General features: G+C 78.0%; 1 pseudogene. It reads right to left on the bottom strand.

What is annotated here, in order from left to right:
* Positions 1-671 (bottom strand): annotated as a pseudogene (locus VR45_RS46275) (hypothetical protein); the annotation flags it as partial.
* Between the last annotated feature and the right edge of the window lie 10 nt (positions 672-681).

The raw sequence follows: 681 nt of genomic DNA, 5'->3' as shown, positions 1-681 counted from the left end.
TCCTGGAGCAGCTCGACGAGTTCGGCGTCGCTGTCGGCCACCGGCGGGACCTGGCGCAGCGGCTGGTGGACCCGGGAGACCCAGACGTCGTCGCAGCCGTTGACGAGGATGTTCTCGATGTCCGGGTCGTCCAGGTAGGGCTGGAGCCGGCCGGCCCGGAACAGCAGGTCGAAGACGGCCTCGGCGAGGGCGCGGTCCTGTTCCCGGGTCGGCGGGATGCCGTGGGTCTGCGCGTAGGTGTCGGACCAGCGGGCGACGGCCTCCTCGATCAGCGCGCGGCCGCGCTGGCGGCGGGTGGCCCGGTCCGGCTCGGTGCCGGAGCCGGAGGTCAACCGGGTGATCTGCTGGTGCAGTTCGGCGGCGACCTGGCGCTTCAGCTCGCGCGCGACCGCGGGGTCGACGGCGGGCCGGGTGCCGGCGCCGCGCCGGTCGAGCGAGGGCAGCGCGGAGGGGACGGCGGTGGGCGTGGCTGCGGCGGCGGGAACGGCGTCCGTCGGCGCTGCGGCCGCCTGGCCCGGGGCCACCGGGCCGGGGGCGGTCGGGCCGGGCGCTGTCGGGCCGGGGGCGACCCGGCCGGTGGTCATCGGCCCGACCGGGCCGGGCAGTGGCGTCGACCAGGGCAGCGCGGCCGGGTCGGTCGCGGGCTGCTGGTGCAGCGGACTACCGCGCACGGAGCACCTC

Source organism: Streptomyces sp. NRRL S-495 (genome assembly GCF_000966955.1).
Lineage (GTDB): Bacteria > Actinomycetota > Actinomycetes > Streptomycetales > Streptomycetaceae > Kitasatospora > Kitasatospora purpeofusca.
Note: the sequence above shows the minus strand (reverse complement) of the source record. Positions and strands in the feature narration are given on the sequence as shown.